Origin of the sequence: Pseudomonas sp. GM49, from assembly GCF_000282355.1 — a bacterium.
Taxonomy (GTDB): domain Bacteria; phylum Pseudomonadota; class Gammaproteobacteria; order Pseudomonadales; family Pseudomonadaceae; genus Aquipseudomonas.
The window spans coordinates 21,087-28,509 of the sequence record NZ_AKJL01000339.1; the positions used below are offsets into that span (position 1 = coordinate 21,087).

Below are 7,423 nucleotides of genomic sequence, written 5' to 3' on the forward strand. Positions count from 1 at the left end.
CGTGGCGATCAAACAACTGTTAAAACGCACCAGTGGCTGGCTGTACCTCAACTCCCCGGTCGGGCGCAATCAACTGCACGGCGCCGGGGTGATCCTGATGCTGCACCGGGTGCTGACCAGCGACCAGGCCGCCGAACTGCCCCATCGCAATGAACTGTGCATCGGGCCAAAGGCGTTTGAACATTTGCTGGTGTGGTTGAAAAAACACTTCGACTGCGTGCCGCTGATGGACCTTCTGCAACCAGGTGCGCTGCGCTCGGAGCGGCCGAAAGTGGCGCTGACATTCGACGACGGCTGGCGCGACAACGCGCTGAATGCCTTCCCCTTGCTGCAAAAATACCAGGTGCCGGCGAGCATCTTTCTGTCCACCGATTTCATCGGCAGCCGCCAGCGCTTCTGGTGGGAAAGCATCGGCGAAACCTTGTGGAACAGCCATGGCGAACAGGCACGCCTGCATCTGATCGAATGCCTGCAGCAACTTGGGCGTCCGCTGCCGGCACTGTGCGAAAACCCGGATGAACAACGCCGCAGCCTGGCGTTGCTGAACTTTTTGCAGAGCCTGAAAACCCTGTCGCCGCTGGACCTCAATCGCCTGACCGACGCTTGCCCCCAAGAGTCGTTGCCCCAGGCGCTGGACTGGCAGCAAGTGCGCAACCTGGAAGCGTCCGGCCTGGTGCGCTTCGGCCCCCACGGTGCCAGCCACGCCATCCTCACCGGTCTCGACGATCAACGCCTGGATGAAGAACTGAGCCGCAGTCGCGATGCGTTGCTCCACGGCTGCAACCGGCCGTTGCCGGTTTACTGCTACCCCAATGGCGACAACGATGCGCGGGTACGCCAACAGGTGGCCAGGCATGATTTCCCGTTTGCCCTGGGTACCGGCACCGGCATTTATCGAGGGACCGGAGATCCACTGGCCCTGCCACGCTTCGGCGTCAGCCAGCGTACCGCGCGCAATCCCGAGCTGCTGTCTTGGCGCATCTACCGCGGGGCACGTCCATGAGCCGCAACAACTACCTCAGGCACCTGGCCCTGAGCATGGGCACCAAACTGGCGATGATTGCCCTGCGCTTGCTGCGTAACGTGTTGCTGGCGCGGATTCTCGGCCCTAGCGAACGGGGTTTGTTTGCCTTGCTCAACACCCTGCCCGACCTGATCAGCGCCGCCACCAGCGGCGGTTTGAATTCAGCGGTGGGCTACCAGGCGGCCAAGCAACGACCGATGGGTTTGCTGCTCAGCCAGGTGCTGCTGTTCGGTTGTCTGCTGGCGGCGTTGCTGACCTTGCTGGTGGTGGCGCTGACCCGCGAGTTCGGCAGTGAAATGGACATCACCATGCAATTGGGCCTGCTCGCCTGGCTGTTGCTGCTGGCGGTGCCGCTGACCGTGCTCAAAAGTGGCTTGCTGACCCTGCACAACGCCTCGGGCGGCGTGGTCGCCTTCAATGCCTTGCGCCTGATCGAGTCGCTGGCGCCGCTGCTAGTGTTCCTGGCGCTGTTCTGGATGTGGAAAACCGCAGCCCTGGAAGCGGCGTTGATCAGTTGGCTGACGGGGATCAGCCTGGTGGTGCTGACCGGTTGGGTCTGGCTCAAGCGCGAGCATCCGCTGAGCCTGCAATGGGACCGCGCCAGTCAAAACGAACTGCTGCGCTACAGCGCCCGCAGTCATCCGGACCTGCTGTTCCAGCAAGTGATTCTACGCTCCGACTACCTGTTCATCGGCGCCCTGCTCGGCACCACGGCGCTGGGTCACTACGCCATGGCCAGCGCGGCCGCCGAGTTGCTGCTGATCGTTCCGGAAGCAGTGACCACGCCGCTGATGAAGCGCCTGCTGCAACAGGAAGAAGGCATCGAAAAAGTCACGCCACTGGCCTTGCGCTTGACCGCTACGGTGATGCTCGGCGCTTGCCTGACCATGGCAGTCGTCGGTCAATGGTTGATCGTGACACTGTTTGGCGAGGCCTATCAGCCTGCCTATCCTGCATTGTTGGCGCTGCTGCCAGGCCTGTTGGGGCTGTGCTACATGAGCATTCTGCGCCTGGACCTGCTGGGCAAAAACCGGCCCGGCACGATTTCATTATTGATGGGCCTCAGCGCCCTGCTCAACCTGGCGCTCAATGTGGTACTGATCCCGACCTACGGCATCGTCGGTGCAGCAGCGGCGTCCTCTATCTCATACCTGGCCGTGACCCTGGCGCTGTTGGTGACGTATTGCCGGTTGAGCCACGTGCCGGTCTGGCAAACGCTCATCGTCCTGCCCGGCGACATCGCGCCGATGCTGCTGATGCTGCAACGGAAATCGGCATGAAATACCTGTTATTGCTGGTGAGTCTTGGCCTCGGGCTGAGCGCCGAAGCTGCGCCCATGCGTTGGGCCGATATCCGCGACGGCAGCCTGTACCTGCAAACGGACCGCGCCGACACCCTGACCGTGTTCTGGGCCCCGGTGTGGCAGGCTGAAGCCAACGAAGAACACCTCTACTTGCTCGACGGCCAGGGCAAACTCCAGAACGAACGCCTGATTGCCGCCAATGAGCCCAGCGGTAGTCAACGCTGGGACCTGGCACCGGGCGCCGCCAGTTATCGACTGGAAATTCCTGGCTACAGCTTCCGTCGTTATACGGTTGAGCACGACGACCACACCGTCGCACTGTTCGCCCCGGCCAAAGTGCATTTCAGCACCGAGCCCCGGGACGGTGACGAGTTGTACTTCAAGGTCGCGGCCGGTGAGCACGCGGTGCTGGCCGGTAAATTCCACGGTGGCGTCGGCGAGTTGCAAGCGCAGCGCGTGAGTGACGGCCAACAGCTTTCACTGCCTCTCAAGCCTTACCCCGTCTATTGGCAGTTCGACAAAGTGGAGTTGCCCGTTGCAACTACCGATCAAGTCTGGCGCCTGCACCTGAGCGGCAGCGGCAAGGTCGCATTCTGGCTCGACGGCACGGCCAATCTGTTCGCCCAGACCCCGCAACAGCTCAAACCCTTGCGCGAAGACGAAGGCGAGACCCGGCTGACGCTGCACAATGACGTGCTCGGCAAGACCCCGAACCTGGGTATCGCCCTGCCCTATGCGCGACCGCCGGATTCCAGTTTCGCCGTGCTCGATGCCCTGCAACCACAGGCCGGAACCTATTACAGCCTGGTCGACATCATGGCGACGCGACCACATTACGAAGACGTGTTCCGCCGGCTGTATCAGGATCGCTTCGGCATCACTCAGGACATCACCCTGCTGGCCGGCCGTCAGCGCCGGGCCGACCTGCGCGCCGACACCACCAGCAACGCCGGCCTCGACGCCTGGCTCGCCGCCACACGCGCACTTGGCGGCAAGGGCACGCACTACATCGGCTTTGCCGACGAACCGAACCTCAACTACCCGGACTACGCCAGCTACCAGCGCCTCTTCAACAGCATGGCCCACCAAGTGCGCAGCAACCCGGACAACGCCAAAGCCGGCGTACGCATCGCCATGCCGGCCAGCTCCCGGTTCGTCAATGGCCCGTTCGTCGACAATGCCGCCGACAAGCGCGGCATCGACTGGGCCCGACGCTTGCTGGCCGAGTCCGGCGACAAGGTCGATGCGCTGGCGTGGCACGAATGGATGGTCCGCGACCTGCTGGCGACCCGTGTCTACCGCGATAGCGTACGCAAAGCGGCAGAGCTGGTGGGGCTCGACGCCCAGGGACGACCGTGCAAAGCCTTGTTGCTGGACCAGACCAACATGTCCAGCGGGGCCAGCCTCAGCCCTTACGATCAGGAAACCCACTACGCCTCGTTATGGTGGGCCTCGGTCGTCATCAATGCTTCCCAGGACGGCTTGCTCGACATGCTCGGCTGGTTCCAGGCCGACGACGAACCTGAGTATCCCAAGGGCATGTTCCGCGTGCTCGGCAAGGATGAATTCGAGCTCAAGCCCGTAGGCCTGGCACAGCAATTTATCCGCAAGCATTGGCTACACGATGTCATGCGCCTGGAGAACGACGCCTTCGAAGTTGACGTGCTGGCCATGTCTGCCGGGCACCAGCGCAGCCTGCTGGGCGTCAACAAAGGCTCACGCTTGCAGCGTGTGAGCCTGGCCGGCGCACAATGTCCATTACCCCAGGGGTCATTGCGCTTTTTCGGCGCCGACAACCGCAGTCGCGACGCATCTTTCAAATGCCTGGAGGGTCGCCTCAGCTTCGATTTACCAGGAGAAACCCTGTTTGCCCTCAGCTGGAGCACCTCATGAACGTCGTTGATTTTTGCCCCGTGGACGATTCGTCGCGCACCGAATCACTCCACTCATGACCGACACCGTCAGGAGTCAAAAACATGAATGCTCTAGAAAAACTCAGCGATCACATCAAGCAAAAAGGCCTGCGCGCCACTGTCGCAAAGGTGTGGAAACACTACGTATTTTTCCACGAAGAACTGTTGTGGATGGAGCGCGATCTGGTGAGCCCGGTACCGCCACACACGCTTCGGCCCTATACACCGCTGCGACTGGAAACCATCACCCCGCAGAACGCCGTGGCGTTTGCCAAACACTTCAGTGATCGCGTGGGCACCATGGCCGAGTTGGCGTGCGAAGGGTACACCGGGCACATGTACCTGGACGAAAACGGCGATACCGTGGCCTTTATCTGGGGCAGCACACGCGATTATCTCGACCGGCATTACTACGGCTGCCTGTTCCCGGTGAAGCCAGGTGAGTTCTTCCTGTTCGGTCTCGAGCAGATTCGTGCCTACCGAGGCACCACGCTGTCGGTCGATTTCCAGCTGAACCTGTGGAAAGCCATGGCTGAACAGGGCTGCAACAAAGTGGTGGATATCTGCGAGTCCCACAACATTCCCGCGCTCAAGCTGCACATCCGCATGGGGTATCACGAGCAAGGACGGATCATGAACATCTACCACCTGTTCGGCTGGCGCTTCTTCCGCGAAACCCGCTACAGCGGTTCACGCCTGGATGCCTTGCGCAAACCGGCACCCTCTCCTGTTCCAGCCGAGGCGAGCTGACCTTATGTCTGCACGATTCGAATGGTGCACTTCGCTGTGCACCCACGACTTTCCGGCAGCGGCTTACGAAGCGTTGCGCCAGCGCGTAACGGACCACACGCCGTTCAACACCCTGGCCTGGCTATACGCATCGGAACTGGCACTCAAGCCCGGTGAGCAGTTGCACGTGCTGCTTGGCTGGCAGGGTGACGAACTGGCGCTGTGCCTGCCGCTGGTGGCGTCCGTGGAGCGCTTTGCGCGTTTGCCGTTTCGGGTCCTGCATCATTTGGGCTATCCCCTCGCCGACCGCCTCGCGCTGCTGACGAGGCTCGACGGCGACACAATGCGCAAGGCGCTGACGCAGATCCGTCAACGCCTGCCCCATGCCGTGCTGCAACTCAACGAACTGGCCGGTTCCACGGCCCAGGCGCAGGCCCTGGCACCGTGGCAGGCGCTGAGTTCGACCGTCGAACAACGCCTGAGCTGTCGAGTGCCGGTGCACTTGATCAGCGAGGCCGACCATCAGGAAGTCTCCGGCGACCCGCGCTACAAACTGCGCCGCGCGCGCAAACGCATCGCCGCGTGCGGTGCCCAGGTGCGGCGGATTACCCCCGACGCCCTGACCATGGGGCCGCTGTTGCAGGACCTCAGCGAAGTCGAAGCGGTGAGCTGGAAAGGCGATGAAGGGGTCGGGATCTTTTCCGATGCGCGCCATCGCCAGTGGATGGACCGCGCCTTCACCGCCCTGGCGGCCCGAGGCCTGGTGCGCGTGGTGGTGCTGGAGCTGGAGGGGCGCTGCATCAGCTATCGCCTCGGCTTGCTGGAACAGGGCCGACTGTACGATTACAACCTGGCGTTCCTGCCGCAGTATGCCGACCTGGGCAGCGGCCGGGTGCTGCTCGAAGAGTGGATTCGCTGGGGCCTGGAAGACAACTGGCGCTGGATCGATGCGTCGCGGGTCAGCCTGGAAAACTCCAGCCATCAACTGCACGAACGCATGACCGGGCAACTGGAACACTGGCGCTGGAGTTTTTATTCCTGGCGTCCAGGCGGACTGGTGCTGGGCCTGGCCCTGCGGGGCTGGCAACGCTTCAAACCCCGATTGCAGCAATGGCGCGCCCGACGCGCGGCGGCCGCAATCGCCACCCCGGTGCCCGTCGCAACGACTACAGTCAAAGCGCCTGCGGAAAACCTCAAGGAGGGTAAACATGCCTCGGCAAGTGATAGTCAACGCTGACGATTTCGGCCTCAGTGCCTGCGAAAACGCGGTGATTCTGGGCGCGTTCCAGGCCGGGCTCATCAGCTCCGCCACCGCCATGGCCAACATGCCGGCGTTCGAAGCGGCCTGTGCCCTGGCCCGGCATCCATTGCTCGAAGGCCGCATCGGCCTGCACTTCAACCTGACCTACGGCCGTCCGTTGAGCCAGAGCATTGTGCAACGCCCGACGTTTTGCGACGGTGCCGGCGTATTCGACCTCAACCTGTCCCGCACCCGCCTCTGGCTCGGGCGCCGGGATCGCCACGCCGTACTCGAAGAACTCGAAGCCCAGTGGCAGCGCTGCCTGGACAACGGCCTGCACCCCAGCCACCTGGACTCCCATCAACATGTGCACAACATCTGGCCGATCGGTGAGATCGTCGCGCGCTTCGCCGCCCGCCAGGGGGTGCCGGTACGTCTGGCACGCAATCTGGGGCAAAACCTCAGCCTGCCCAAGCGCGTGTTCAAGGACCTGCTCAACCGTCGCCTGAGCAACCTGGCTGGTGCCACCGCCGACTACGTGTGCACCCCGGTGGATCTGCGCAACGCCGAACCGCCACCCGACGGCCTGCTGGAGATCGTCGCCCACCCGAACCAGCTCGGCGCCGACTTCGGCGATGCCTACCTGGAACCGGGAGAGTCCTTGAGTACACTGCTGGAACGGCGCTTGCCGGGTGTGCCGAGGGTGGCTTATACCGCTGCGGGCGACGCCACGCCTCACCGTGCCCAGACCGCTCTGGAGTAACCCGCAATCCCTGTGGGAGCGACGGTGCGGCGATCCGACTTGCTCGCGATGGCTGTGTGTCAGGTGTATCTGTTTTGATGGTGTACATATCCGTTTCTGCGGTAACGGCGGCCTATGGTTCCGCCCGTACCGCGGGTCACTTGGAAAAACGGAACGCCGCCCGGCCTGTAGGAGCGAGCTTGCTCGCGATGGAGGTCAACGATGATGCGGGGAGCCTGACACCCCGCGGTGCTCTCAGGTTTTTCGCGAGCAAGCTCGCTCCTACAGAGCCCGCTGCTATCGTCGGAACGCCGCCCGGAGCAAGCTCGCTTCCACAGGGGATTAGGTATACCTGTGAGAAATTGGTCGGCTGGCAGGCCGCCTTCGCGGGCAAGCCCGCTCCCACAATGGGTCGGCGTACACCCACGCTTCTCACCACTCATCAGGCCGAGCGTTAGCTCGCCTGCAGCTC

Annotated in this window: 6 protein-coding genes and 1 pseudogene; all 7 read left to right on the forward strand. The window is 62.9% G+C overall.

The genetic code is table 11. The features are described 5' to 3' along the window. Position 1: 1 nt before the first annotated feature. Positions 2 to 1,003, forward strand: a complete 1,002-nt coding sequence (locus tag PMI29_RS00310) for a polysaccharide deacetylase family protein (protein ID WP_008004691.1) — start codon at positions 2 to 4, stop codon at positions 1,001 to 1,003. Further along, positions 1,000 to 2,304, forward strand: a complete 1,305-nt coding sequence (locus PMI29_RS00305) for a lipopolysaccharide biosynthesis protein (protein WP_008004693.1) — start codon at positions 1,000 to 1,002, stop codon at positions 2,302 to 2,304. The genes PMI29_RS00310 and PMI29_RS00305 overlap by 4 nt, the downstream gene beginning before the upstream one ends. After that, positions 2,301 to 4,220 carry a hypothetical protein gene (locus tag PMI29_RS00300; RefSeq protein WP_008004695.1) on the forward strand — a complete coding sequence of 640 codons (1,920 nt, stop codon included), beginning with the start codon at positions 2,301 to 2,303 and terminating at the stop codon, positions 4,218 to 4,220. Before PMI29_RS00305 ends, PMI29_RS00300 begins: the two co-directional genes overlap by 4 nt. Before the next feature lie 83 nt (positions 4,221 to 4,303). Continuing rightward, a complete protein-coding gene (locus tag PMI29_RS00295) occupies positions 4,304 to 4,990 on the forward strand; it encodes an N-acetyltransferase (protein WP_008004697.1) in 687 nt (228 codons plus the stop codon). A gap of 4 nt (positions 4,991 to 4,994) precedes the next feature. Continuing rightward, complete coding sequence (locus PMI29_RS00290; RefSeq protein ID WP_008004699.1) at positions 4,995 to 6,206, forward strand: GNAT family N-acetyltransferase; 1,212 nt, start codon at positions 4,995 to 4,997, stop codon at positions 6,204 to 6,206. Beyond that, a complete protein-coding gene (locus PMI29_RS00285; protein ID WP_008004700.1) occupies positions 6,178 to 6,972 on the forward strand; it encodes a ChbG/HpnK family deacetylase in 795 nt (264 codons plus the stop codon). The genes PMI29_RS00290 and PMI29_RS00285 overlap by 29 nt, the downstream gene beginning before the upstream one ends. A gap of 188 nt (positions 6,973 to 7,160) precedes the next feature. Continuing rightward, positions 7,161 to 7,265 (forward strand): annotated as a pseudogene (locus PMI29_RS33235) (outer membrane lipoprotein carrier protein LolA); the annotation flags it as partial. Between the last annotated feature and the right edge of the window lie 158 nt (positions 7,266 to 7,423).

Bases quoted from the DNA above. Each gene is read 5' to 3' on its own strand.
- PMI29_RS00305 (WP_008004693.1), top strand. From the start codon at position 1,000: ATGAGCCGCAACAACTACCTCAGGCACCTGGCCCTGAGCATGGGCACC.
- PMI29_RS00300 (WP_008004695.1), top strand. From the start codon at position 2,301: ATGAAATACCTGTTATTGCTGGTGAGTCTTGGCCTCGGGCTGAGCGCC.
- PMI29_RS00295 (WP_008004697.1), top strand. From the start codon at position 4,304: ATGAATGCTCTAGAAAAACTCAGCGATCACATCAAGCAAAAAGGCCTG.
- PMI29_RS00290 (WP_008004699.1), top strand. From the start codon at position 4,995: ATGTCTGCACGATTCGAATGGTGCACTTCGCTGTGCACCCACGACTTT.
- PMI29_RS00285 (WP_008004700.1), top strand. From the start codon at position 6,178: ATGCCTCGGCAAGTGATAGTCAACGCTGACGATTTCGGCCTCAGTGCC.